Annotated in this window: 24 protein-coding genes; 22 read left to right on the top strand and 2 right to left on the bottom strand. The window is 27.6% G+C overall.

Annotated features, from left to right (window positions below; genetic code table 11):
* The first annotated feature begins 18 nt into the window (after positions 1-18).
* The 8 genes from CLPA_RS13635 (at position 19) to CLPA_RS13600 (ending at position 11,182) form a co-directional block, all read left to right on the top strand.
* Positions 19-1,707 carry a bifunctional diguanylate cyclase/phosphohydrolase gene (locus tag CLPA_RS13635; RefSeq protein WP_003442956.1) on the top strand — a complete coding sequence of 563 codons (1,689 nt, stop codon included), beginning with the start codon at positions 19-21 and terminating at the stop codon, positions 1,705-1,707.
* A 185-nt stretch (positions 1,708-1,892) separates the two neighbouring features.
* Positions 1,893-2,981: an iron-containing alcohol dehydrogenase family protein gene (locus CLPA_RS13630; RefSeq protein ID WP_003442954.1), complete on the top strand. Its 1,089-nt coding sequence runs from the start codon at positions 1,893-1,895 to the stop codon at positions 2,979-2,981.
* Between the two features lie 314 nt (positions 2,982-3,295).
* Positions 3,296-4,129: a hypothetical protein gene (locus tag CLPA_RS13625; protein WP_003442950.1), complete on the top strand. Its 834-nt coding sequence runs from the start codon at positions 3,296-3,298 to the stop codon at positions 4,127-4,129.
* A complete protein-coding gene (locus CLPA_RS13620) occupies positions 4,095-5,105 on the top strand; it encodes an SPL family radical SAM protein (RefSeq protein WP_003442949.1) in 1,011 nt (336 codons plus the stop codon). The genes CLPA_RS13625 and CLPA_RS13620 overlap by 35 nt, the downstream gene beginning before the upstream one ends.
* A gap of 163 nt (positions 5,106-5,268) precedes the next feature.
* The gene (locus CLPA_RS13615) at positions 5,269-5,967 is read left to right on the top strand and encodes an SDR family NAD(P)-dependent oxidoreductase (protein ID WP_003442945.1); all 699 of its coding nucleotides are present in this window, start codon (positions 5,269-5,271) and stop codon (positions 5,965-5,967) included.
* 258 nt (positions 5,968-6,225) lie between these two features.
* Complete coding sequence (gene rpiA / locus CLPA_RS13610) at positions 6,226-6,906, top strand: ribose 5-phosphate isomerase A (protein ID WP_003442943.1); 681 nt, start codon at positions 6,226-6,228, stop codon at positions 6,904-6,906.
* Positions 6,907-7,124: 218 nt separating this feature from the next.
* Positions 7,125-7,829 (top strand): ABC transporter ATP-binding protein, encoded by a 705-nt coding sequence (locus CLPA_RS13605; RefSeq protein WP_003442942.1) that lies wholly within the window; start codon positions 7,125-7,127, stop codon positions 7,827-7,829.
* A gap of 2 nt (positions 7,830-7,831) precedes the next feature.
* Positions 7,832-11,182 carry an FtsX-like permease family protein gene (locus CLPA_RS13600; RefSeq protein WP_003442940.1) on the top strand — a complete coding sequence of 1,117 codons (3,351 nt, stop codon included), beginning with the start codon at positions 7,832-7,834 and terminating at the stop codon, positions 11,180-11,182.
* A gap of 165 nt (positions 11,183-11,347) precedes the next feature.
* On the opposite strand, the gene CLPA_RS13595 is transcribed toward CLPA_RS13600, so the two are convergent.
* Together CLPA_RS13595 and CLPA_RS21375 are read right to left on the bottom strand one after the other, a co-directional pair.
* Positions 11,348-12,466: a 3D domain-containing protein gene (locus tag CLPA_RS13595; protein ID WP_003442939.1), complete on the bottom strand. Its 1,119-nt coding sequence runs from the start codon at positions 12,464-12,466 to the stop codon at positions 11,348-11,350.
* A 701-nt stretch (positions 12,467-13,167) separates the two neighbouring features.
* On the bottom strand, positions 13,168-13,320 hold the full coding sequence (locus CLPA_RS21375) for a hypothetical protein (protein ID WP_003442935.1): 153 nt from the start codon (positions 13,318-13,320) through the stop codon (positions 13,168-13,170).
* Positions 13,321-13,774: 454 nt separating this feature from the next.
* On the opposite strand from CLPA_RS21375, the gene CLPA_RS13590 reads away from it, so the two are divergent.
* The 14 genes from CLPA_RS13590 to ftsX all read left to right on the top strand — a co-directional run bounded on the left by CLPA_RS13590 (position 13,775) and on the right by ftsX (position 25,640).
* Entirely contained in the window at positions 13,775-14,101 is a 327-nt protein-coding gene (locus CLPA_RS13590) for a nucleoside triphosphate pyrophosphohydrolase family protein (protein ID WP_003442933.1), read from the top strand.
* A 166-nt stretch (positions 14,102-14,267) separates the two neighbouring features.
* Complete coding sequence (locus tag CLPA_RS13585) at positions 14,268-14,861, top strand: hypothetical protein (protein WP_003442931.1); 594 nt, start codon at positions 14,268-14,270, stop codon at positions 14,859-14,861.
* A gap of 195 nt (positions 14,862-15,056) precedes the next feature.
* On the top strand, positions 15,057-15,410 hold the full coding sequence (locus CLPA_RS13580; protein ID WP_003442928.1) for a DUF6514 family protein: 354 nt from the start codon (positions 15,057-15,059) through the stop codon (positions 15,408-15,410).
* A 380-nt stretch (positions 15,411-15,790) separates the two neighbouring features.
* Positions 15,791-16,165 carry a holo-ACP synthase gene (gene acpS / locus CLPA_RS13575; protein WP_003442926.1) on the top strand — a complete coding sequence of 125 codons (375 nt, stop codon included), beginning with the start codon at positions 15,791-15,793 and terminating at the stop codon, positions 16,163-16,165.
* Positions 16,166-17,665, top strand: a complete 1,500-nt coding sequence (locus tag CLPA_RS13570; protein ID WP_003442924.1) for an NAD(P)H-hydrate dehydratase — start codon at positions 16,166-16,168, stop codon at positions 17,663-17,665.
* A gap of 71 nt (positions 17,666-17,736) precedes the next feature.
* Positions 17,737-18,336, top strand: coding sequence for a germination lipoprotein GerS-related protein (locus CLPA_RS13565; RefSeq protein WP_003442922.1), 600 nt, complete (start codon positions 17,737-17,739; stop codon positions 18,334-18,336).
* 57 nt (positions 18,337-18,393) lie between these two features.
* Positions 18,394-19,554, top strand: coding sequence for an alanine racemase (alr, locus tag CLPA_RS13560; RefSeq protein WP_003442920.1), 1,161 nt, complete (start codon positions 18,394-18,396; stop codon positions 19,552-19,554).
* 120 nt (positions 19,555-19,674) lie between these two features.
* Complete coding sequence (locus CLPA_RS13555; protein ID WP_003442919.1) at positions 19,675-19,995, top strand: CopG family ribbon-helix-helix protein; 321 nt, start codon at positions 19,675-19,677, stop codon at positions 19,993-19,995.
* A complete protein-coding gene (locus CLPA_RS13550) occupies positions 19,955-20,311 on the top strand; it encodes a type II toxin-antitoxin system PemK/MazF family toxin (protein ID WP_034829934.1) in 357 nt (118 codons plus the stop codon). Before CLPA_RS13555 ends, CLPA_RS13550 begins: the two co-directional genes overlap by 41 nt.
* Positions 20,312-20,682: 371 nt before the next feature.
* Entirely contained in the window at positions 20,683-21,504 is an 822-nt protein-coding gene (locus tag CLPA_RS13545; RefSeq protein WP_003442917.1) for a transketolase, read from the top strand.
* 143 nt (positions 21,505-21,647) lie between these two features.
* Positions 21,648-22,610 carry a transketolase family protein gene (locus tag CLPA_RS13540; protein WP_003442916.1) on the top strand — a complete coding sequence of 321 codons (963 nt, stop codon included), beginning with the start codon at positions 21,648-21,650 and terminating at the stop codon, positions 22,608-22,610.
* 343 nt (positions 22,611-22,953) lie between these two features.
* Complete coding sequence (locus tag CLPA_RS13535) at positions 22,954-23,805, top strand: YitT family protein (RefSeq protein ID WP_003442915.1); 852 nt, start codon at positions 22,954-22,956, stop codon at positions 23,803-23,805.
* Between the two features lie 256 nt (positions 23,806-24,061).
* Positions 24,062-24,745, top strand: coding sequence for a cell division ATP-binding protein FtsE (gene ftsE, locus CLPA_RS13530; RefSeq protein WP_003442914.1), 684 nt, complete (start codon positions 24,062-24,064; stop codon positions 24,743-24,745).
* Positions 24,735-25,640, top strand: coding sequence for a permease-like cell division protein FtsX (gene ftsX, locus CLPA_RS13525; protein ID WP_003442913.1), 906 nt, complete (start codon positions 24,735-24,737; stop codon positions 25,638-25,640). The genes ftsE and ftsX overlap by 11 nt, the downstream gene beginning before the upstream one ends.
* Positions 25,641-25,655 lie beyond the last annotated feature (15 nt).

Here is a 25,655-nt window from a genome sequence, read left to right as displayed (position 1 = left end):
ATGTAAGGTAGTGAAAATATGAGTGAAGTAGATAATAAAAAAAAGCAAATAAATGATATTGTATCAGTAGTAAAATTATCTTCGTTGCTATTTTCTGGTATGGCATTTTTTAAATTTGTTCAGAAACATTTTAATATATCATTTAGTAATTTCAATTATTCATTAACAATACAATTTGTAATAGTTTCTGTACTTATTTTAACATTAATTTATTCTATATGGGCATTTTCTACAACTAAGAAATTTAATAAAAAGTATATTATTAGAATTCAAATAATTGAAAATTATATATTTGTTCTAATATTTTTGTGTATTATCCTTCTTACAGGTGCACATAGAAGTGATTTTAAATTTTTATTTCTTTTTATTATAATAACTACTGCTATACAATCGGGTATGAATCAAGGCTTAATAATTGCCTTTACATCTTCAATTATTGTATTGACAATAGATCTTATATATGCTCAGGGACTTATGGAAAATATATACTTTGAAAAGGATCTGATATTAGCTGCTGTATTTATACTTACAGCCTGGCCCCTTGGATTTTATGTGAAAACTGAAAGAAATCATATAGAAAAGCTGCAAAATTTAGCCAATGAAGATGGGCTTACTGGGGTATATAATCATAGATTTTTTCATGAAGCTTTAAGAGAGAAATTAATATCATATAAAAAGGAAAATAGACCTATTTCATTGATATTTATAGATATAGATCATTTTAAGCATTATAATGATTTATACGGTCATCAAAAGGGTGATCAGGTGCTTAAAATTATAGGTTCATTATTAAAAGAGATTATAGTTGAAAATGGAATTGCAGCAAGATATGGAGGAGAAGAGTTTGCTATTATATTACCGGATACTTTAGAACAGGACGCAATAAAAATAGCTGAAAATATAAGATATAGAATCCAGGAAACTTATTTTGAAGGTGAAGAAAATCAACCAAAGGGAAAAATAACAGCTTCCATGGGGGTATCCACTTTTCCGGATAAAGCTGAAAATGAAGTTGAACTTATAAAGTGTGCAGATGATGCCCTTTATAGAGCTAAATTTTTTAATAAGAATAGAGTTGAAACTTATCATTCCATACTTGATGAGCTTAAAAAGGAGATAGAACATAAGGATATAGACCTTGTTACTTCTATAAAGACATTAATAAGTGTTATTAATGCAAAGGATAGATATACTTATGGTCATGTTGAAAGAGTAGTTTTCTACAGCAGATTACTTGCAGAAAAACTTGGACTTAGTGAGGAAGATAAGAAAAAATTAGTGTATGGAGCATACATGCATGATATAGGTAAAATTAATATTGGAGAAGAAGTATTGAATAAGAAAATGCCCTTGAATAATGAGGAGTGGGAAGTATTAAAGCAACATCCAGCAAATGGTGTAGAAATTATAAATCCAGTTAAATCTTTAAGTTATATTGCTCCGCTAATATTACATCATCATGAAAGATATGATGGAAAAGGTTATCCTGACAATTTAAAGGGGGAGAATATACCTTATCTTGCCAGAATTTTAACTGTAGTAGATAGTTTTGATGCCATGACTTCTAATAGACCTTATTCAAAGATAAAGAGTCATAGTGAAGCTATTGAAGAATTAAAAAAATGCAGAGGTAGCCAATTTGATCCTGATATTGCCGATGCATTTATTGAAGTTATTGAAGAAAATAAAGATAATATTACTTATTGATAATATTTTATTAGTCCATGTTAGGAATAATCTTAATGTGGATTTTTTATATAATAGATTATATTTATTGATAGGATAGATAGATATATTAGCATATATTTAAGTTGTTATTAATATCTGAATTAGTTATAATTAATGTATTAATTATAAAATGATTTTATAAAAATAAATAAAGGGATGATTGGATGAGTTATAGTGTTTTTTTACCAAGTTACAGTATAGGAACAGATGCCTATGATAGGATAAAGGAACTGTGTCCAAATTATGGTAAAAATATAGTTGTTATTGGTGGCAAAACTGCCATTGAAAAGGTAAAGAAAAAGATAAAAAGTGCGGTTACAGATAGTACACTTGAAATCCTAGATTTCATTTGGTATGGTGGAGATTCTTCCTTTGAAAATGTAGAAATGTTAAAGGAGAATCCTTTAATACATAAAGCTGATATTATATTTGCCGTAGGTGGTGGACGTGCTATAGATACTTGTAAAGTACTTTCTCACCAGATTAATAAGCCAATATTTACTTTTCCAACTATTGCTTCTAACTGTGCAGCTTGTACTTCTGTATGTGTTATGTATGACAATAAAGGTGTTTTCAAGGAATTATATTTTAGAGATAAACCAGCTGAGCATACTTTTATATGCACTGAAATAATTGCAGAGGCTCCTAAAGTATTTTTATGGGCAGGTATTGGTGATGCTTTAAGCAAAAAATATGAATGTACTTTTTCTTCTCGTAATGATAAGCTTGAGCATTTTAATGCACTGGGAGTTCAAATCAGTAAAATATGTACAGAACCTTTGCTGGAGAATGGTAAAAAAGCATTAGAAGATTGTGAAGCAAATATTGCCAGTTATGAATTAGAACAAGTTACTCTTGATATTATCATTAGTACGGGACTTGTTTCCAATCTTGTCATAAATGATTATAATAGCTGTCTTGCCCATTCCATATATTATGGTATGACAGAATTAAAGCAGATTGAGAAAAATCATTTACATGGAGAAGTTGTTTCTTATGGAGTATTGGTATTGTTATTATGTGACAAACAATTTGATGAACTAAATAAAGTGTATAATTTCTGTAAAAGTATAGGGTTACCAACAAAACTTTCAGACTTAGAAGTTACAAAAGATGAACTGAAAATAGTAATTTCTAAAGTTATGCAAACAGGGGATATTGTTCATGTACCTTATGAAATTACCTATGATATGATAGAAGATTCAATTTTAAAATTAGAAGAATACAGTAATGAGCCTGTGAAAGCTGTCTAAAAGTAGAAGTCTTTAATAAATAGTTTAAACTTTTTGATGATGCAATAATTTTATGTAAAGTAGAATTAAGCAATAATAAAATTTATCAATAAGTAAAAAGTTATAGTTTGCACTTTTTATATATTAATTTAGATATATAAAAAGTGCATTTTTTGTATATCTAATAAAATTTAATATAAATTCTATTTATGAGTTTTAATATCTAAGTAGAATCCTGTTAAGTAAAATTAAAAATAAGCAATTTGGATTATATAAGTGTATATAGTATAATTTTCATATAAATTAATTTATTTAAGCTATGGAGTGAACAAAATATGATTTATTTCTTAACTGCTCTATATTATGAAGCAAAAGATATAATTTTTCATTATAATATGAAAAAGTCTATGGAATCTACAAGATTTCAGGTTTTCAAAGGTAAAAATGAAATACTTATTATTAGTGGTACGGGATATATAAAATCTGTAGCTGCTGTAACTTATCTGTTAAATTGTTTTGGATATAATGAAAATGATATTTTCATAGATATAGGTATATGTGGAAGTACCAGATATGAGCTTGAAAAAGGAAAAATAATTTTATGTAATAAGCTCATAGATAATTGTTCAAAAAAATCTTTTTATCCAGATATGTTATTTAAACATCCATTTAATGAAGGTACTTTGGAATCTTTTGCACAGGTGGTTGAACAGGATAAACTAGAAAAAATAGAAGGAGATATTGTAGACCAGGAAGGGGCCTTTGTATATCAAGCTGCTTCTATATTTGCAAAACCTCATAATATTCACATAATAAAAATTGTTTCGGATATATTAAATCCACAATCTGTAACACCTGAAAAAATAGAAAGATTATTTGTAGATAGTATGCAAAGTATATATATCTGGCTGGAAAAAAGAGTGAAAATAAATTTTTATAGTGAAGATATTATTACTGAAGAGGAATATAATGTTTTAAAGTTATTATCAGAAAATATAAAACTTACCTCTTCTATGAAGATGGAATTAAATAAACTTTCTACACAATATGAGATAAGAAATGGGAATGTTATTGAGTTACTTAAAGAGTATACAAAATTTCAATGTAAATCTAAAAATGAAGGGAAGAAGATTTTTGAGCAAGTTAAAAATAGACTTATGGAATTGTAAGTTTTCACATATTTATGTAGAAGAACAGGCCTTAAATTATGAAATTTCTTCTAAAATTATTGACAATTTTAATAACAGCAAAGTAGTTAAAATAGATCATTATAAAGATGTATTTTGCAGAAGCCATCAGAATTTTGTAATTCAAAAGAATAGTCCAAAACTCATATTAGCTGTGAAGAAAAATAATTTTGTGTATAAAGGTTCACAAATGTGTGATAGTTTTGGAAATAGCAATTTTTATTATACTTCAGCTGTAATGAATTGCATTTACAATTGTGAATATTGTTATTTACAGGGGATGTATCCTTCTGGAAATATTGTGATATTTGTAAATATTGAAGACAGCATATCTGAAATAGAAAAAATGCTTAAAAATCATCCTGTATACTTATGTGTATCTTATGACACAGATTTAATGGCTTTAGAAGGTATTACAGGATTTCTCCATAAGTGGATTGATACTGCGGTTAAGCATAATAATTTAAAAATAGAGATTAGAACTAAAAGTGCAAGTTTTGAATTATTAAAGGAAATACCTTGTTGTGATAATGTAATTTTAGCATGGACTTTATCGCCAAAAAAAGTTATAGAAGAATTTGAAATTGGTACTCCATTCTTACAGAAAAGATTGGAGAATATATGTCAGGCAATAGATAGAGGCTGGAAAGTAAGATTGTGCTTTGATCCTCTACTTTATATAAATAATTGGAAAATAGTTTATAAAGAATTTATAGATACAATATTCAAAAATATTTCTGGAAGAAGAATTTATCAGGTAAGTATTGGAGTATTTAGAATATCAAAAAATTATTTAAAGATAATAAATAAATTAAGAACAAATTCTAAAATATTAGCCTATCCCTTTAGTGTGGAAGATGACATTTGCAGTTACAATGAAAAACATATTGAGGAAATGATAGTATTTGTAAAAAATGAGACTATGAAATATATATATGAAAATAAAATATACATTTAAATATAGATATCCAATCTCATAATTAAATATTGATAAATATGAATAAGCTAAATAGCTTTATTTAAAAAATTTAAAATTTGTATTTTAAATTGGATATCTATATAAAAAATTAAAGTATAGATTTATAACTCACTGATTAAATAATTATATGGAGATGATATAGATGAAGTCTGCAATAGTAACAGGTGCATCTTCAGGAATAGGACTTGAGATAGCAAAAGTTCTACTTGATATGAGATATAAAGTTTATGGGATAGCAAGAAATTTTTCGAAAACTGATTTTCAACATGAAAATTTTATTGAAATAGTTTGTGATATAACTGATATTAATTTATTAGAGAAAAAAATTAAAGATATAAGGAGCGGTGAAAAGGAAATATTTATACTAGTTAACAATGCGGGGATAGGGTATTTTGGGCCTCATGAGGAAATAAGCACTAAAAAAATTCATGCAATGATAGCAACAAATTTAGAAGCGCCTATAATATTCACTCATATTCTCTTAAGAGATTTAAAAAGGAATTCCGGTTATATAATAAACATATCTTCGATAACTGCTAAAAAATCTAGTCCTATAGGCTGTGCCTATTCTGCTACTAAGGCCGGTCTCAGTCATTTTAGTGAGAGTTTATTTGATGAAACCAGAAAGGCTGGAGTAAAGGTGGTTACAATACATCCTGATATGACTAAAACGGATTTTTATAATAATGCTAAATTTAAAGAAGGAGATCTTCCAGAATCTTATATTACTGGAGAGTGTGTATCAAATGTAGTAGAAATGATACTTAGTCAGAGACCGGGAACAGTTCTCACTGATGTTACTATAAGACCGCAAAGACATGTTATAGGTAAGAAAAAATAAATTGCATAGTATAATTTAATAAAAAGGGAAATTAAATTTCATGAAAAATATATTGACGAAAAAAATTCCTTATATTATTATAGAATTGTAATTATAAAAAATTTAATTTTACAGTTTACTATTAAAGTTTTATACGATTACTATCCTCTTTACTATTTTTATATTCTTGGCCTGAGAGTAAAGAGCGACTGTGTCTATAAATAATTACATAAAATAATAATTTAGTGGATTATTTTAATTTTAAGGAGGAAATAGATTTTGAATAGTGATGATTTAAAAAGAGAATGCGCAAAAGAAGCTCTAAAGTATATAAAAAATAACAGTATAATAGGTCTTGGTGGAGGAAGTACTATATCTTATTTAATCGACTACATAAGAGAAAATAGAAATCTAAATGTGAAGGTGGTTACTCCCTCTTTTAAAACTAAAATGTTGTGCATAGATAAGGGATTAGAAGTACTTCATACTTGTGTCGTAGATGAGGTATCTATAGCATTTGATGGTTGTGATGAAGTGGATGAAGAGTTAAATGCTTTAAAAAGTGGAGGAGGAATACATACCAAAGAGAAATTGATTGCTAGTATGGCAGAAGATTACGTATTACTAGTGGACAAAGCTAAATTTTCAAAGACATTAACCTTTAAACATCCCGTAGTTTTAGAAGTATTGCCAGATGCTTTAAAATATGTTGAAAAAAAGCTTAAGAAAATAGGTGGAGTACCAATTCTTAGAACTAGTGCAGCCAAAGATGGCGGAACAATAACTGAAAATGGAAATTTGCTAATTGATACAGATTTTAATAATGTCACAAATATTCAAGAACTTGAAAATAATTTAAAAAATATTTCTGGAGTTATTGACACTTCTTTATTTACCAAGGTAGTTACTAAGGTTTTAATTACTGATGAGGAAGGTACAAAGGTAATATCTAAAAATTGATATAACTATTATAGAGTATTTTTTTATTTAAAGTATTTTTTACAAATTAATCAAAGCATATTTGATAAAGTGGGACTTGTTTATTATTTAATGATGCAAGTCCTTTTTTGTGTTGTATTAAAAAATAAATGTAAATTTACAATAATTAATGGATAAGATTTTAGATATAGATAAAGATAATTGTATAACTATAAATATTAAGATAAAAGGTGTAGTATATGGAAAACTTTATAGAATTAAAAAATGTTAAGAAAATTTATAATATGGGTGAAATTATTGTAAAAGCAGTAGATGATATTTCATTTTCTATAGACAAAGGAGAATTTGTAATAATATTAGGGGCCAGTGGTGCAGGTAAATCTACTATATTAAATCTTTTAGGTGGGATGGATCATGTGACTGAAGGAAGTATTTATGTAGATGGAAAGGAAATAAGCAAATATAATAAAAAAATGTTAACAAAATATAGAAGAGAAGATATAGGTTTTGTATTTCAATTTTATAATTTAGTTGAAAATTTAAATGCATTAGAAAATGTAGAGTTGGCAGTGGAGATATGCAAAGATGCTGTGAATCCTAAAGAAGTACTTAAAAATGTTGGACTTGAAGCCAGAATGAGTAATTTCCCGTCTCAACTATCTGGAGGAGAACAGCAGAGAGTATCTATTGCAAGAGCACTTGCTAAAAAACCCAAACTTCTTCTCTGTGATGAACCCACAGGAGCATTGGACTATAGTACGGGAAAATCTGTATTAAAATTGCTATTGGATACTTCACAAAACTATAATATGACAGTTATAGTTATAACTCATAATTCAGCTATTGCACCAATGGCCAATAAAATAATAAATGTAAAAAATGGGAAGATAACAAGCTTAAAGAAAAACTTAAAACCTGTATCTATAGAAAGTATAGAGTGGTAGCTATGAAGAAGACTTTTTTTAAAAATTTGTTTAGAGATATAAAAAAGAGTATTTCCAGATTTTTGTCTATAGTTATAATTATTGCTATAGGCGTAGCCTTTTATGCAGGAGTGAGAGCTACAAGCCCGGATATGAAAATATCTGCAGATTACTATTTTAACAATAATAATTTTATGGATTTTAAATTGATTTCTACTCTTGGTATAACTGAGGATGATATAGAGGCTATTGAAAAACTAAAAGGTATATCGAAAGCAGAAGGTTCTTATTCAATAGATGGGGTGATAGAAAAAAATAATCACTCCATTGTAGTTAATATTAATTCATTACCTGATAAAAATTCTATGAACAGAATAAATATTACCGAGGGCAGAACTATTAAAAGTGATAAAGAAGTAATAGTTGAAGAGAGATTTCTTAAAGAGTATAAGTTAAATATAGGGGATATCATAGTTATTAAGTCTGGTAATAAAAGTAATATAAAAGATAATTTAAAAAATGATAGCTTTAAAATTGTTGGAACAGCACAATCACCGTTATATATATCGGCTCAGAGGCAGATAAGTTCAGTGGGAGATGGTGATGTAAAGGGATTTATATACATACTTCCAGAAGTATTTAAAAATGATGTTTATACAGAAATGTATGTTAGATGTAATAATAAAGAATCTAGATACAGTCTTTTAAAAAACGAAGAATATAAAAATATTATGACTGAAATGGAAAAACAGCTTAAGTATGCAGGAATTGAAAGAAATAAAATAAGATATATACAGGTTTTAAAAAATGCTGAAGATAAAATAGATGAAGCAGAAAACAAATTAGTTATTTCTAGAAAAGAAGTAGAAAATAAAGTCTTACAAGGACGTAGTAAAATTGAAGAAGCTAGAGATAAATTAAATCAGGGCAAGGTGGAATTTGAGAAAAATGAAAGTGATTTTAATAAAAAAATATCTGATGCTGAAAAACAGATATCCCAAGGTAAAGTTAACATTAAAATCGCAAAAGAAAATATAGATTTAAAAGATAGAGAGATAGAAAATGGCAATATAGAAATTAAAAAAGCAAAAGATAAAATTAGCCATTCTGAAAATAAGTTGATGGAAAGTAAACTGCAAGCGGAAAATAGAATATTAAAACAAATGAAGGCAAAATTGGAAAAAGCAAAAAATAATAAGGATTCTATGCCCTTTAATCCATTATATATAAGAGAATACAATTCTATATATAACATATATAAAAACATAAAGGGAAAAGATTTTGACAGTATATATACTAATTTAAATGATAGTGGCTTTATAGATATATTTAATGGATATTTTGATATAAAAGTCTTAAAAGCTAATTTTGATAAAGCTGCTTTGGATATAAGCAAAGGAAAACAGCAAATATTTACTAGAGAACAGTTATTAAAAGAGGGAGAAATAAAACTTAAAAAGGGAAAATCTGATGTGGAAGTAAATAAAAAAAGATTATCAGCTTTAGAAGTAAAACTTGATAAAAAGAAAAAAGATGGAATTGCAAGGCTTAGTAAAGAAAAGATAAACATAAAAGATAGCGAAAAAGCTATTAATGAAAATATTGAGAAATTAAATGCTGAGGAATTAAAGGCAAATTCACAGCTTAAATTAGCAGAAATAGAAATTCAAAATAATAGAGAGAAACTTAAGCATATAAAAAATCCACAATGGTATGTATTAGGAAGAGCTTTTAATATAGGTTATGAGAGTTTTAGACAGGACAGTGATAGAATTGATAATATAGGAAAGGCATTTCCTTTAATATTTTTTCTAGTAGCTGCACTGGTAAGTTTAACTACCATGACTAGAATGGTACAAGAAAAAAGAATTGAAATAGGAACATTTAAAGCCCTTGGCTATTCAAGACTAGCCATTGTATCTCACTATTTAATATATTCATCTTTGGCAAGTATCATAGGAAGTATTATAGGAATATCCTTTGGATTCAGATTATTTCCACCACTTATAATGAATGCATATGGTTCACTATATACTATTCCCCATTATTTAACACCTTTTAATGCTAATTTGGCATTGAAAGCATCTTTAATAGCTATAATTTTTACAACCTTGGCATCTATAGGGGCTGCCTTAAGTGAATTAAGAGAGGTACCTGCTTTACTAATGAGGCCTAAACCGCCTAAAGCTGGAAAAACTATATTAGCAGAAAAAATGAGTTTTTTATGGAAAAGACTTAGTTTTACAAAAAAAGTTACTGCGAGGAATATATTTAGATATAAACAGAGATTTTTTATGACAGTAATAGGCATTGCTGCCTGTACAGGATTAATTATAACTGGTTTTGCTCTTAAAGAGGGTATAATTGGGGCAATGTATAAACAATTTAATGAAATTTACAAATATGATATGCAGATTAATCTTAATGACTATGTAGACAGTGAAAAAAAGAAGAATATATATAATAGTATTATAAAAAAAACTAATATAAAATCCGCTCTATTTATATATTCAAAAAATGCTTCTGTTAAGGAAGCAGGAGCAGGAAGTGAAGATGTATATATAATAGTACCGGAGAGTAAAGATGAGCTCAATAGATATATAAACCTCAGCATGGATGATAGTACTTTAACACTTGGTGATGAAGGAGTAGTAATTACAGAGAAATTATCAAAACTCATAAATAAAAAGGTTGGAGATAATTTTAAGATAAATATAGAAGGTAAAGTAGTAGAGGGTAAGATATCATCTATAACGGAACAATACATTCAGCATTATATTTATATAAGCCCCAGCTATTATAAAAAAATTACTGGTGAAAATATAGAATTCAATAGTATGTATGGAACTTTATATAATTCTTCAAACAGCAGCCAGGAGAACACCTTAAGAATGTTAAAAACTATAGATGAAGTTAATTCTGTAAGTTTTAAAAATAATATTAAGGTGAGTCTCAATAAAAGTATTGACAGTATAAATTCAGTAGTTTTAGTATTAATAATATCAGCAGGAATACTAGCTTTTGTGGTAATATATAATCTTACTAATATAAATATAAATGAGAGAAAAAGAGAATTAGCTACTATAAAGCTTTTAGGGTTTTATGATAATGAATTAGCTCTGTACATATATAGAGAAAACATAATACTAACAATTATAGGTGCTTCTGCGGGAATACTGTATGGCATATTTATTAGTAAGCTTATAATAAGTAGTGCAGAAATAAATGCAATGATGTTTATAAAGAGTATAAATTTTATTTATTGCATTTATTCTTTTATGATCACAATAGTATTTTCTTTCATAGTTAATTTAATAATGTATAATAGATTTGCTAAAATAGACATGATAGAGTCTTTAAAAAATCCAGAATAAAAATTATTATTATAATTAAGTTAACAGATTACTGTAGGAAACATGAAATTTTTCAATAGTATTTATACTAATAGATAGATAAATTAACTAAAGGAGCTATTTCACTAACATTGTGAGATAACTCCTTTAATATAAAATTTCTTCAATCGAAGTAAATAGAAATTACTAATTTCCTATTATATGAACTTTTACATTCCTTCTGCCCCAACTTAGAGCTTCACTATCAGAGTGTACATATAGATCTATTATATTTCCTTTAATAGCACCACCAGTATCACTGGCGATGGCATAGCCATAACCTTCTACGTATACTTTAGACCCCAGTGGAATAACTCTAGGATCAACAGCTATAGTACTATAGCCATTAGGGTCTCTATGAGTTTTATTACCGGATGCCGTAAAGCCATTATCACTATAAGCGGTTGCTTCCATATATAATACATTAGAAGAATTACCACTAGGTATGGCACCACGATTTATAGGTACAGGGGAACTTGTACTACCGCTTACAGGATTACTAGCTACTTTTTTTGATGTATTTTCAGATTGTGCAACCTGTACAGACTTTTTAGCCTGTGCTTGTGCAGCAGCTAATTTAGCTTGCTCAGCAGCGGCTGCAGCTCTTGCAGCTGCCTGTGCTTCAGCCTCTTCCCTTGCCCTCTGCTCCGCTATTAATCTATTCTCTTTTTCTTTTGCATCAGCAAGTAATTTATTCTGCTGTTTTATGTCATTGTTTAGATTTGATAAAATAGATTCATTATTGGCTTTTAAAGCAGTTAATTGATTATTTTTATCATCTAAATCTTTCTTCTTGTCATTTATAACATTCTTTTGTTCTTGTAATTGAGCAACAAGCTTATTATCATATTTCATGACTATAGAAATTGAATCCATTGATGATATAAGATCACTTACACTACGGGACCCTAAAATTACATCTAGGTAGTTGTTGCCACCGCCACTTATATATATGGCTCGTAAACGTTTTTTGAATAAAATCTCCTGCTCTTTTGAATGTTCTTCCAAGGTATTTAATTTTTCTTCAGTTTTTTGAATGTCTTGGTCAATTTTGTTCATGTCCTTTTTATTTTTGTCCACTTTTTCTATTATGTCATCAATTTGTGTATTTAAGTTTTTAATTTTACCCTCTAGTTGTTTTTTAGTATTTTGAGTTTGCTTTAGTTCAGCTGATTCATCAGTGGTCGGTGCAGCAAAACAATTGCTGCCTATGATGATAGTAAAAAGTGCTACCATCATAATAATGGACACCGCTTTTTTGTTCAATATAGCTTTCCTCCTTAGACTGGTTATCAACCTATTTTGCTTTTTATTAAGCAATAATTTATATTATAACATAATATAGCTAAAGATATGTTAAAAATTGTAAAAATAATTTAGAATTGATAAAGTGAATGTTTTAATTGAAAATGTGCTTGAATACAGTAGTGAAAATTAATATGTGTTAATAGATACCAACTACTTACTTTATATAAATAGTAAATATTTATACATTTTAGCAGGAAAAGATTTTTTTAATTAAAACAAATATTTTTACAAGTTTACTCTTATTAATTAATCTTACTTAACTAGAATTTATATTTTCATTAAGCTTAGATTAATTATCCTAAGGTGTGAAAATATTCTTTTTATAGTTTAATTATATAATAGAATATTATCTCATCCATTATAGGATAAACTTATATTATGTTATATGAAAGTATATTATAGATAAATTGCTTTTAGAAGTCAAGTTGTAGTAATAACTTCTAATAAACAGAACGTGTAAATGTTTTATAACTTGTATGATATTATACTTTGAGGAATATGTCAAATTTACTAATGAATTAAAAGTCTTTATTAATGGCATTTCTGTTGATTTTAAAGTACTATTTTTAAGTTTAATATATCTATAAATAATAAAGTGTAGAATAATAAATTAATCCGTACTATCAATAAACCAAGACAAGTACGGATTAATTTTTATTCTATTCTTCGTAAATATTATTTTTTATTGTTGAAGTCCATTGATTATCAGTAGCTGTTTTTTCTTTTTTATGAGAATAATTTTCTTTTTTTGATGAAGCTTCAGGTGTTGAAGTCCATTGATTATTAGTGGCTGTTTTTTCTTTTTTACTCATAATTTTAATCTCCTTTTGCCTATAAATAAAATTATATAAAGTAATTTAAATATATAATTTTATATAATCATTAAATAATTTTTATAATTATATTTTTGCTTAAATAAAAATTTTAATTCAAGGAAATATGTGTAATATAATAATTTTAAATAATAGAGACAGAATTTAAAAAATTATAAATTCTGTCTCTATTATAAAATTGGATTAATGGTGGTAATTATTTAAAATTAAAAAGTTAGCTCTTCTAGAATTATTTACAATACACATTTTTTTAAACAATTTTAAGTAAAAATATTTTAACAAAAATACTAATATATTTGATAGATTGATATTAAATAAATATATTAATATTAAATAGAGTTTAAATTTTTTGCACCATTATTATTTTTTTGAATAAAATGGATATAAAATAAACAAAAAGGCTAGATTAATAAAAGTAAGGAGGTTATGTTATATGAAATTTCCTATACTAAGTAAAAATAGTTCTTTAAATATAGATAATGATAATTATACTTTGGAGCAGCTATCTGAGAAATTAGAAATTGAACAAAAAGAATTAAATAAAGCCATAATGGAGGATAGAAACAAAGGAGTTATTGCTGAAGAATTATTTGATACTATACAAACCTGTATTGGGATGCTTAATAAATTATCTGAAGATGGGATAGACATGAGATATCTAGCTTTGAAACATGAAAAGAAATTAATTAAATTAGGATGGAGATGGAGAGGTTATATTGAGTTTAAAACTATGATAATGGAAAGAAATCTTAAAAAATAATTAAATGTTAAGAGAATAATGGAGTGAAATACACTATCATAGTATAAAAATTTGATAGTGTTTTATTTATTTTGATTTATTGAGTAAAAAATTTTTAAAAGGGAAATATATTATTAATTCTAAGGTGAATTACAATTAATGTTTAGAAAGGATGATTTACATAGCTATGAACAATAAAGACTATCTTGGAAAATTATTTAGAACTTTTGATGATTTTGTTTCCCTGGTGGCTTCAAGAGAATTGGAATATATTATTTTTGATGCAAAATATACTACTTATTTTAATAATAAGATGAGAAAAGTATTAAATGAAATAAATAGAAGTAAAAGGGATTTAGAGCTTTTTGTAATGTTTAATACAAGAGGAGAGATTGCTATTATTGATTCAAAGATCGTAGGAAAATATATAGCAAATTATTATAATATTCAGATGGAAAAATATTATAAAGATATAAAGCTCAATAAAATAGTATGGGATGTAATTAATGGAAAAAGTAAAACTAAAACTAAAAGAGATTTTATGGTTATTTCATATAAAATAATCTATAAAGTATTAAATGAAATATATATGGATATAAAGTGTAACAAGAGTATTTTAAATGAATATAAATTTAGGTATGGACTTGAAAATTATTCAAGAAAAAATATTTCAACAATAGTTATTTCTATATTGATATTGGAAGATATATGTAATTATATTGGTATTGAAGAAGATATATTATTAGATTACTTAAGAAAAATATATGATGATAATATATAATAATCGACAAAAAAATCATTATTTATGATAACATAAAAAACTTAATTAGTATAGATATATTGATTTAAAGAAATATTTATAATAATAGTGTCATTTCAAAGAGATAAATAATTATTTTATTATATCACAAATTGACACTTTTCTCTGATTAATAGTGTTAGTATATTTTTATTAAGTAGTGGGGGGAATTTGATAATGAATATAGTTGATGTTTTTACTAAATCAATAACAAATGATGAAATTGAACATAAATATGAGTATAGGATAACAAAATCAAATATAGAGATTTACAATTATGGTGTAAATAATGATGTACAATCTTATGGAATTGAAATTGAAAGAAAAGACATACTAAATGGGAAAACTATTAATTTAGAGAGGGATTCTGTATATAATATAAGTCCTCATAGACATAAAGTACAGCAATTAACTAAGTTATTATATGATAATGAAGTTTCTCCAATAAATGCCATTGAAATTCTAGGTGACTATGTTGATGAATATATTATTGATTTCGATAATGTACTTAAAGAAATTTCTATTGGATAGAGAGGTGAACCTCTCTTTTATTTTTATAATAATTTCATATTACATATATTCAACTTATAGTTAAATATTTTTAAAGCATAAATATATATTTTAGGTTGAATACATATGATGAGAGTAACTATATTAAAATTAATATATTATAATAGATAGTTATTATATGATTGATTTAAATAAGCGTTAGTATAGACTTCAAATAAGTGACATTCATTGATAATAGTTTACCTTATATATTATAATAAAGTCATATTAAATAATAAAGTGTATTCGCATAAGTGGGAAAAGACGAACTAAAAGGCAAAGTATAAAGTTCAAAGAACAAATATCAAATAGGAAAAAGTGTTTCGCCCTTTTCTACTTATGCTTTTAAAGGAGACTGTTATATGATATTAGGTGTGGGCATAGATATAGTGGAAATAAATAGGATAAGAGATGCTATAGAAAAAAATTCATTGTTTTTGAAAAAGGTGTATACTCAAAATGAAATTGAATATTTAAAAAGCAGAAATTTGAGACCGGAATATGCAGCTGGAAGATTTGCGGCTAAAGAAGCTGTCTCAAAAGCCTTGGGAACTGGATTTATGCAGTTTAGTATTCGTGATATAGAGATAGATAGAAATGTTAAAGGAAAACCAGTAGTAATTTTAAAGGGAAAGGCAAAACAAATAGCAAATAAATTTGGTGATTATAAAATACATTTAAGCATATCTCATAGTAAAGAAAATGCAATAGCGTATGCTATATTAGAGGTGATTTAATTGAAATTTGTATCAAGTAATATTATAAAAAAAATTGATAATTATTGTATAAATGAATTGGGAATTTCAGAACTGGTTTTGATGGAAAATGCGGCTTTAAAAGTAATAAAGAATATAGATTTAAAAGATAATAGTTATTTCACTGTGATTTGTGGAACTGGAAATAATGGTGGAGATGGATTTGCTGTAGCAAGACATCTAATTTCATTGAAAAAAAATGTACAAGTTTTCTTTGTAGGAAATGTAGAAAAAATGACTGATAGCTGCAGAGCAAATTATTCTATTTTAAAAAATATGGAAGTTAATATAATTTTCATTCAAGATTTAAAAGATATAGAGCATTTAGAAGTATATTTGGTTTATTCAGACGTTATTATAGATGCACTTTTAGGTACTGGTATAAACAGAAATGTAGAGGGGATATATGATACTGTTATATCAACTATAAATGAAAATTCACAATTTACAGTATCTATAGATGTACCTTCAGGATTAAATAGTGATACTGGGGATGTAATGGGAAATTGTATTGATAGTAATAAAACCATAACCTTTGAGCTGTACAAAAGTGGATTTTTGAATTACAATTCAGAAAAGTATACTGGAGAAATTATTGTTGAAAAAATAGGTATACCAGAATTTGTGATAAGTGAATTTCATGATGGCGGCTTTGTTACAGATAAAGATATATTTAAGAAAAAAGTTGCAGTTAGAGATAAATATTCTCATAAAGGTAATTATGGAAGAGTATTGATTTTTGCAGGATCAGAGCAATATACTGGTGCAGCCTATATAAGTACAGAAGGAGCAGTTAGAAGCGGAGCTGGACTCGTAACTTTATGTTGTGATGAAGACATACTTCAAACTTTAAGATCTAAATTCAATGAAGCAATGACTATTTCCTCTAAAAATATAGAAGGTGTAAATAAACTCTTGGCAAATAGTAATTGTGTTGCTGTAGGACCAGGAATGGGTGATAATGAAAATACATATAAAGTTTTAAATTTTGTATTAAAAAATAGTAAGTGTCCTGTGGTTATAGATGCCGATGGAATAAATGTATTAAGTAAAGATTTAAGTATATTGGAAAATTCCAAAGTACCTGTATTAATAACTCCGCACCCAGGTGAAATGTCAAGACTTACTGGATTACCAGTAGATTATATAGAGAAAAACAGAATCAAAGTTGCTAAGGAATTTGCAAAGAAGTACAATGTCATTGTACTTTTAAAGGGATACAATACTGTTATTACCAAGGGTAATTCAGTTATAGTAAATTCTACAGGTAATAGTGCAATGGCATCAGGTGGAATGGGTGATTGCCTGACTGGTATAATAACATCGTTTATAGCTCAGGGACAAGATGTTATTGATGCTGCTGTAACAGGTGCATTTTTGCATGGATATTGTGGAGAGATGTTGTCAAAAGAGATGTTTAACGTCAGTGCCAGCGATGTATTGGATGCAATTCCCTATGCCATAAAAAAATTACAAAACTAATAATTAAATATGAATTTTGAGGACAAGAATTGAATAGATATTAATAAGAAAATTATTTATTTGGAGGAGTTATGAAAAAAATATTATTAATATTTATATCAATTGTCTTGATTCTAATAGTAACTGGATGCGGAAAGGGAAAGAATGATAAAAGTAGTATAGCGTATTTAAAAGATTTAAAAAGCTATACTACAGATATGAGTATTGAAGTTAAAAATAACAAACAAAAGCTCGATTATAGTGGTAGACAAATGTATTTTTTAGGTTTAGGATATAGATTAGAATTAAATAATCAAAGGGTGCTTATTTACAAAGATGATAAAATTTATATTACTGATTTGCAAAATGGAAATAAGTATATTACAGATATGAATTTCGATGATGTATACAAAATCAGTTTTTTGGGAAATTTTATTGATTTATTATACACAAATGAAAGAATAAAAACTTCTTATAAAACTGTAAATGGTAAGAAATATGAACTTATAAATACAGATATGCCTGATAGTAATAGAAATATAAGTCATGGTATTTTATATGTAGATGTTAATAAAAAGATTCCGCAAAAACTAGTTGTATATGATATAAAGGAAAATGAAAAATTTATAGTAAATTATAAAAATTTTGTACCAAATTGCAGTGTAGATAAATCTCTTTTCAGAGTTAACTAAAGGAGTTATTTATCTATTATCAATATAAAGTAAAGACATATCTGGGAAGGTGATAATATGTTTAAACATTTAAGACCTGTTTGGGCAGAAATTAATGTTGATAATTTAGAATTTAATATGAGAGGGATAAAAAAGCTTTCCAAAAGTAATGAAATCTTTGGAGTGGTAAAAGCTGATGCCTATGGACATGGAGCTGTTGATGTTGCAGCTGTGCTTTTAGAAAACGGTGTTACTAGATTGTCAGTGGCAGTAGTAAGTGAGGCTGTAGAACTTAGAAGAGCGGGAATTGAATGTCCTATTATGATTTTAGGATATACTCCTTTAAGTCTTGCTGATGAAATACTAAAATATGATATAGAACAAACTGTATTTTCCTATGAATATGCATTGAAACTTTCTTCAATAGCCGAAAAGAGACATATAAAAGTTAAAATACACATAGCATTAGATACGGGGATGGGGAGAATTGGATTTTTGCCTGATGGTAAAAGTATAGAGGATGTATATAAAATAAGCAGGTTGCCAAATATAGAGATAGAAGGATTGTTTTCTCATTTTTCTACAGCGGATGAAGAAAATAAGGAATATACTTACAGGCAATTTGAAATTTTTAATTCTTTTTATAAAAAACTTAAAGAAAAGGGTGTATCAGTAAGAATAAGACATATAGCTAATAGTGCTGCTATTATGGAATTGCCTAATACACATCTTGATGGAGTACGACCAGGTATAATATTGTATGGATATTATCCTTCCGGGGAAGTAGATAAGAGCAGATTAGAATTAAAGCCTGTAATGACTTTAAAAACAAATATAGTACATATAAAAACTCTTAAAAAAGGAGAATACATAAGTTATGGTAGAAAATTTACCTGTGAAAAAGACAGTATTATAGCAACATTACCTGTAGGTTATGCTGATGGTTATACAAGACTTATGTTTGGAAAAGCAAAAGTTATAATAAATGATAAATTTGCCCCAGTGGTTGGAAGAATTTGCATGGATCAGTGTATGGTAGATATATCTCATATTCCTGAAGCTAAAGTTGGAGATGAAGTTATACTTATGGGACAGTCTTTAAATTGTAAATTTGATGCCGATGATATTGCTAAAAATATAGACACTATAAATTATGAAGTTGTTTGTATGGTAAGTAAAAGAGTTCCTAGGGTTTATGTGAAACATGGAAAAGTTACAAAAATAAGGAACTATGTATAACATATTCATAAGAAAAATGTAGATAAAATATAACGAATCCTTTGACATATTGACAAATTTTAAATTATAATAGGTACATACATATTTTCGTTTTGGTAAATAGGAGGTATTAATTGTCCAATGTCAAGCTCAAAGAGATTAGTAGTAAACCTCTCAGATACACTATGTAGTGAATTTGATAAAGCACTAAAGGAAGATTGTAAAAAAAGAAGTGAATTTATTCGTGAAGCAATAATATTATATATAGAAGAGAAGAAAAAAATCAATTTTATGGAAGAAATGAAAAAGGGATATATGGAGATGTCAGAATTAAACCTAGAAATTTGTGAAATGGGTTTTTGCTCTGATATAAAAGAATTAAAAGAATATGAAGTTAAGCTTTCGGAGAGTGATTTGCCTGATGACGATGGTGGTGAAACGAGGAGATATATTCTATGCTGATTTAAGTCCAGTAGTTGGATCAGAACAGGGTGGAATAAGGCCTGTTATCATTATTCAAAATGATATAGGCAATAAGTACAGTCCTACAGTAATTGTAGCAGCGATTACTTCACAGATAAATAAGGCAAAACTTCCAACTCATGTTGAAATTTCTTCAGAGGAATATGGATTAAATAAAGATTCGGTAGTTTTGTTAGAACAGATAAGAACTCTTGACAAAAAACGACTTAAGGAAAAGATTGGTCATATGACCGAGAGTGATATGGAAAAAGTAGATAAAGCACTCTTAGTAAGTATAGCTCTTAAGTGTGATTAATATTTTAAGTCATTTAGAATTATATATTTTAGATAGCATTCTAGTTTATTCTAGAATGCTATTTTTGATTTTAATAATAAAGGATATAAATTCTAGTAATTAATTACTGATATTTTTAGTGCTATTTTTAACATGTTTTATATAAAAATAGCATTTTATTAGATATTTTAACATTTAGTATATATTAAATAATTATATTATTAATTAATTAAAAACATAATAAAAATTAAATTTAAAATATATGTTATTTTATTAATATATGTGTTATTATTATTGTATAAATATGCTATACTATATTACATAAGTGTAGTCTTTTAAAAAGTTTATAACTAGGATTGTTAAATATGTAGTTATAAATAGGGGGTAATAACATGCAAAATGATTTAAAACTTCTTAAGGAAAATGCTGTAAAAATTAGAGAAGATATTATAACTATGCTTACTGAGTCAGCTTCAGGTCATACAGGGGGTTCATTATCGGCAGTAGAGATATTAACAACTTTGTATTTTAAAGAAATGAATATAGATCCTGAAAATTCAAAGGATGAGAATAGAGATAGATTTGTCTTATCTAAAGGTCATGCAGCACCAGCTCTCTATAGCACTTTAGCGGAAAGAGGATATTTTAATAAAAGTGAGTTAAAGAGTCTTAGAAAATTTGGATCTATCCTTCAGGGGCATCCTAATATGAATTATGTACCTGGTATAGATATGTCCACAGGATCTTTAGGACAGGGAATTTCAGCAGCAGTGGGAATGGCGTTAGCAGGTAAAATTGACAAAAAAGATTACAGGGTTTATGCACTACTTGGAGATGGTGAATTAGAAGAAGGACAGGTTTGGGAAGCATCCATGGCTGCGGCACATTATAAATTGGATAACTTAACTGCTTTTGTTGATCACAATGGACTTCAAATTGATGGAAAATGTGAGGATGTAATGTCGCCAGAACCAGTAAGTAATAAATTTGAAGCTTTTAATTGGCATGTAATTAATGTAAATGGACACGATTTTAATGAATTAATACAGGCGATAGACGAAGCTAGGAAAACTAAAGGAAGACCTACAATGATAGTATGTAAAACCATAAAGGGAAAAGGTGTAAGTTTTATGGAAGACCAAGTTTCTTGGCACGGAGTTGCACCAAATAAAGAACAATGTGATAGAGCTTTAGCTGAGATTAGAGCGGAATAGTAAAAGTTGATTTATTGTCAATAAAGTATTATTTTGGAAGTTTTTGCTTGAACTAAATTTCTATATAAGTTACTTAAAAGTTTTTAATTGTCAACCGGATAAAAATTAAATTTTAGTTAGGAAGAATATGGGAGGGTAAAATAATGTCAAAGAAAGTAGCCACAAGAGAAGCTTATGGAAAAGCTTTAGCTAGAATAGGATCAAACAATAAAAAAATTGTTGTGCTGGATGCGGATTTGTCCAAATCTACTAAAACGGCAGAGTTTAAAGAGAAATGCACTGACAGATTTATTAATATGGGAATTGCAGAGGGTAATATGATGTCAGTAGCAGCTGGACTTGCTACTTGTGGTAAAATTGCCTTTGCTAGTACTTTTGCTATATTTGCAGCAGGAAGAGCTTTTGAGCAAATAAGGAATTCTATTTGTTATACTAAACTGAATGTAAAGATATGTGCTACTCATGCGGGAATTACAGTGGGGGAAGATGGAGCGTCACATCAATCTGTAGAAGATTTATCTTTAATGAGAAGTATCCCAAATATGACTGTTATATCTCCAAGTGATGCAGTTGAAACAGAAGCGGCTATTGAAGCTATAGCTGAATATCAGGGACCTTGTTATGTTAGACTTGGAAGAGCACCAGTAAATGTTATAAATGATGTACCTGATTATAAATTTCAAATTGGTAAAGGTGTTGTCTTAAGAGAAGGTACAGATGCAGCTATTGTTGCTACGGGGATTATGGTAGATGCAGCTTTAGAAGCTCATGATATATTAAAAGATCAAGGTATAAATGTTAAAGTAATTAACATACATACAGTAAAGCCTATAGATAAAGAATTAATTATTTCAGCAGCAAAAGAAACTGGTATTATTGTAACTGCAGAAGAGCATAGCATAATTGGAGGATTAGGTTCAGCAGTTTGTGAGGTTACTGGAGAAGAATATCCTGTGCCTGTGCTTAGAGTTGGTATTAAAGATGTATTTGGAGAAAGTGGAAAACCAGATGAACTTTTAAAAGCATATAATTTAACTGCTCAGGATATAGCAATGCAGGTTAAAAAAGGTATAAACTTAAAAAGTAATCAGCTGTTGTTCAAGTAACCATTAAAACACCATATCATAGGCGTTCACTTCCAGTGGACGCTTTATTATTGTTAGTTTTAAATATTTTTAATTTAAATTTTGTAATATTCTATTGTCAAAGATAGAATAATCTATGACGGTATATATACTTTATTTATAATAAAAAATTAATAATTGAATTGAAATTATATTAACTGTATAAACTAATAATCAATAAATCTTATTTAGTTGAAATTTGTTATATCAATTAAGGTTAGATAAATTAAGTAGAAAATTGTTTCTATTATCTTTATAATAGAAGTAAAATATCCCAACTACTGGTTATAGGATAAAATATCTAAGAAAATTAAGCGGTGATAAAATGAAAAAATTAAAAGAATATGTAATAATAACAATAGGATCTTTAATAGTTGCCCTAAGTATAAAGCTTTTTTTAGAACCGAGCAAAATAGCTGCAGGTGGAGTTATGGGAATAGCAATAATATTAAATGAAGTATTCCCAATGCTTTCAGTAGGACTTTTAATGACTTTGTTGAATTCGGCTTTATTTATACTGGCTTTCAGTGCTATAGGCGGAAAATTTGGAGCCAAAACCATATATTCAAGCTTAGGTCTTTCAGGAATGGTTTGGATTATGGATCATTTTTTTACCTTCGGAACTATTACTAACAATGTATTGCTTGCAACGCTATTTGGAACTCTTTTAAGCGGTATTGGTATGGGTATAGTATTTAATCAGAATGCCTCTACTGGAGGAACTGATATTATTGCAAAGATTTTAAATAAGTTTTTTCATATTGATATTGGTAAATCTTTACTAATTGTAGATCTTGTTATAACATTTTTTGCAGGAGCTACCCTTGGTGCTGACCTTGGTATGTTTTCACTGTTATCAGTTATAATTCAAGGTTTTATAATAGATATGGTTATAGAAGGATTTAATAGATGTAAACAAATAATGATAATTAGTAGAGAAAATGAAAAAATAAGTAAATATATCATAGAAAAGCTTAATAGAGGGTGTACTATTTTTAATGGTAAAGGTGGCTACACTGGGAATGATACTTTTATATTATATACAGTGCTCAGTAGAAATGAATTTATAAAATTAAGGAATTATATAAAAGAAGTTGATGATAAGGCTTTTATATCTGTAAGTGATGCCAGGGAAGTATTGGGAAATGGTTTCAATAATATAATAAGCGAAGATTAAACTTATGTGTTTAATTATCATATAGAATTTATTGAATAATTTTATTAAGATTATAATTATGTGAAAATAATGGGATAAATGAAAATTTATTTTGTAGAAAAAATATATATTGTTAAATATTATAGGGATAGGAATATTCAATTAATAAAATTAATACAATTTTAATAAAAATGTGACTTTAGAAAATGGTTAAGTATGCTATAATTATTACAAGCGTATTGCGTAGATAAAACAATATAAGTTGAGGAGATAAATAATGATTGAGTTTAAAAATGTCAGTAAGGTTTATATGAATGATGTTGTAGCACTTTCAAATATTAATATAAGTATAAAAAAGGGTGAGTTTGTTTTTTTAGTTGGTCCTAGTGGAGCTGGTAAATCTACTTTTGTAAAGCTTCTGATGAGAGAGATTGAACCTACTGCTGGAAGTATAATAGTAAATGACACTGACATTACTACATTATCTAGAAAACAGATTCCTTTTTATAGGAGAAAAGTGGGAATGGTATTTCAGGATTTTAGACTTATACCAACGCTAAATGTTTATGAAAATGTAGCTTTTGCCATGAGGATTATTCAGGCAAGTCACAAAGAAATAAAGAAAAGAGTACCTCTAGTATTAGCAATGGTAGGGTTGTCTGATAAATATAAAGATTTCCCAAATCAGCTCTCTGGTGGAGAGCAGCAAAGAGTTTCAATTGCTAGGGCCATAGTAAATAATCCAGCTATACTAATAGCGGACGAGCCTACAGGAAATCTTGATCCGGATACTGCTAATGATATAATGAATATAATAAGCGATATAAATAGAGCGGGTACAACTGTTTTAATGGCAACACATGCTAGGAATATAGTTAATGATATGAAAAAGAGGGTTCTAGCTATTGAAAATGGTGTCTTGGCTAGGGATGAACAGAGAGGTAGATACGATGAGAATTAGTACTATTAAGTTATTTATTATAGATGCTATGAAGAGTATAAGAAGAAATGCAACAATAAGTTTAGCGTCTGCAGCTACGGTAATGGCTACATTATTTATTTTGGGAGCCTTTTCAATGCTCCTTTTAAATGTAAAAGTTGGTATAACAGATGTGGAATCACAAGTTGAAGCTCAGATCATTTTAAAGGATGATATTAAAATAGATCAACAGCAGCAAGTATATAATAAAATAAGTAAATTAGATGGTGTAACAAGTATTACTTTTAAAAGCAAAAAGCAGGCATTGCAAGATTTGAAACAGCAATTGGGCGACAAGAATAAAGGGTTAGTTGCAGGTATGGAAAATGATAATCCTCTTCCAAATTCATATATAGTAAAGGTTAAGCAGCCTGATTATGTATCACAAGTTGTTAGCGCAGTACAGTCTGGCGGTAAATATATGGACGGTATAGAACAAGCTAAGGATGGAAGAGATATAGTTAATAAGATTTCAGCAATAACTAAAACTATACAGTGGGTTGGAGGAGCTTTATTTGTTATATTAATAGGAGTTTCGTTATTTCTTATAGGAAATACTATTAGACTTGCGGTATACTCAAGGCGTAAAGAAATTAACATAATGAAATATATAGGTGCTACAGATTGGTTTATAAGATGGCCTTTTATTATAGAAGGAATGATAATTGGATTGTTTGGATCTATCGTATCAGTGTTACTCTTATATTATATATATGGATTAGCTTATAATAAGGCAACTTCTTCAATATCTATGATGATGAGCTTTATAAGTCCTATTTATATATTTACACATATATCTTGGCTATTTATGATTATTGGAATATTTATAGGAGCTATTGGTAGTATAATAGCAATAAGAAAATTCTTAATAGTGTAAGCTACATTTATTAAT

This window comes from Clostridium pasteurianum DSM 525 = ATCC 6013 (assembly GCF_000807255.1).
Taxonomy (GTDB): domain Bacteria; phylum Bacillota; class Clostridia; order Clostridiales; family Clostridiaceae; genus Clostridium_I; species Clostridium_I pasteurianum.
This window is presented reverse-complemented; position numbering and strand designations above follow the sequence as displayed.

Excerpts from the sequence above, each read along its gene's own strand:
- alr (WP_003442920.1), top strand. The coding sequence starts at position 18,394 with ATGTTTAAACATTTAAGACCTGTTTGGGCAGAAATTAATGTTGATAAT.
- CLPA_RS13605 (WP_003442942.1), top strand. The coding sequence starts at position 7,125 with ATGGAAAACTTTATAGAATTAAAAAATGTTAAGAAAATTTATAATATG.
- CLPA_RS13590 (WP_003442933.1), top strand. The coding sequence starts at position 13,775 with ATGAAATTTCCTATACTAAGTAAAAATAGTTCTTTAAATATAGATAAT.
- CLPA_RS13580 (WP_003442928.1), top strand. The coding sequence starts at position 15,057 with ATGAATATAGTTGATGTTTTTACTAAATCAATAACAAATGATGAAATT.
- CLPA_RS13545 (WP_003442917.1), top strand. The coding sequence starts at position 20,683 with ATGCAAAATGATTTAAAACTTCTTAAGGAAAATGCTGTAAAAATTAGA.
- CLPA_RS13550 (WP_034829934.1), top strand. The coding sequence starts at position 19,955 with ATGACGATGGTGGTGAAACGAGGAGATATATTCTATGCTGATTTAAGT.
- CLPA_RS13625 (WP_003442950.1), top strand. The coding sequence starts at position 3,296 with ATGATTTATTTCTTAACTGCTCTATATTATGAAGCAAAAGATATAATT.
- CLPA_RS13585 (WP_003442931.1), top strand. The coding sequence starts at position 14,268 with ATGAACAATAAAGACTATCTTGGAAAATTATTTAGAACTTTTGATGAT.
- CLPA_RS21375 (WP_003442935.1), bottom strand. The coding sequence starts at position 13,320 with ATGAGTAAAAAAGAAAAAACAGCCACTAATAATCAATGGACTTCAACA.
- CLPA_RS13630 (WP_003442954.1), top strand. The coding sequence starts at position 1,893 with ATGAGTTATAGTGTTTTTTTACCAAGTTACAGTATAGGAACAGATGCC.
- ftsE (WP_003442914.1), top strand. The coding sequence starts at position 24,062 with ATGATTGAGTTTAAAAATGTCAGTAAGGTTTATATGAATGATGTTGTA.
- ftsX (WP_003442913.1), top strand. The coding sequence starts at position 24,735 with ATGAGAATTAGTACTATTAAGTTATTTATTATAGATGCTATGAAGAGT.
- CLPA_RS13555 (WP_003442919.1), top strand. The coding sequence starts at position 19,675 with ATGTCAAGCTCAAAGAGATTAGTAGTAAACCTCTCAGATACACTATGT.
- CLPA_RS13635 (WP_003442956.1), top strand. The coding sequence starts at position 19 with ATGAGTGAAGTAGATAATAAAAAAAAGCAAATAAATGATATTGTATCA.
- CLPA_RS13535 (WP_003442915.1), top strand. The coding sequence starts at position 22,954 with ATGAAAAAATTAAAAGAATATGTAATAATAACAATAGGATCTTTAATA.
- CLPA_RS13600 (WP_003442940.1), top strand. The coding sequence starts at position 7,832 with ATGAAGAAGACTTTTTTTAAAAATTTGTTTAGAGATATAAAAAAGAGT.
- CLPA_RS13565 (WP_003442922.1), top strand. The coding sequence starts at position 17,737 with ATGAAAAAAATATTATTAATATTTATATCAATTGTCTTGATTCTAATA.
- CLPA_RS13540 (WP_003442916.1), top strand. The coding sequence starts at position 21,648 with ATGTCAAAGAAAGTAGCCACAAGAGAAGCTTATGGAAAAGCTTTAGCT.
- acpS (WP_003442926.1), top strand. The coding sequence starts at position 15,791 with ATGATATTAGGTGTGGGCATAGATATAGTGGAAATAAATAGGATAAGA.
- CLPA_RS13615 (WP_003442945.1), top strand. The coding sequence starts at position 5,269 with ATGAAGTCTGCAATAGTAACAGGTGCATCTTCAGGAATAGGACTTGAG.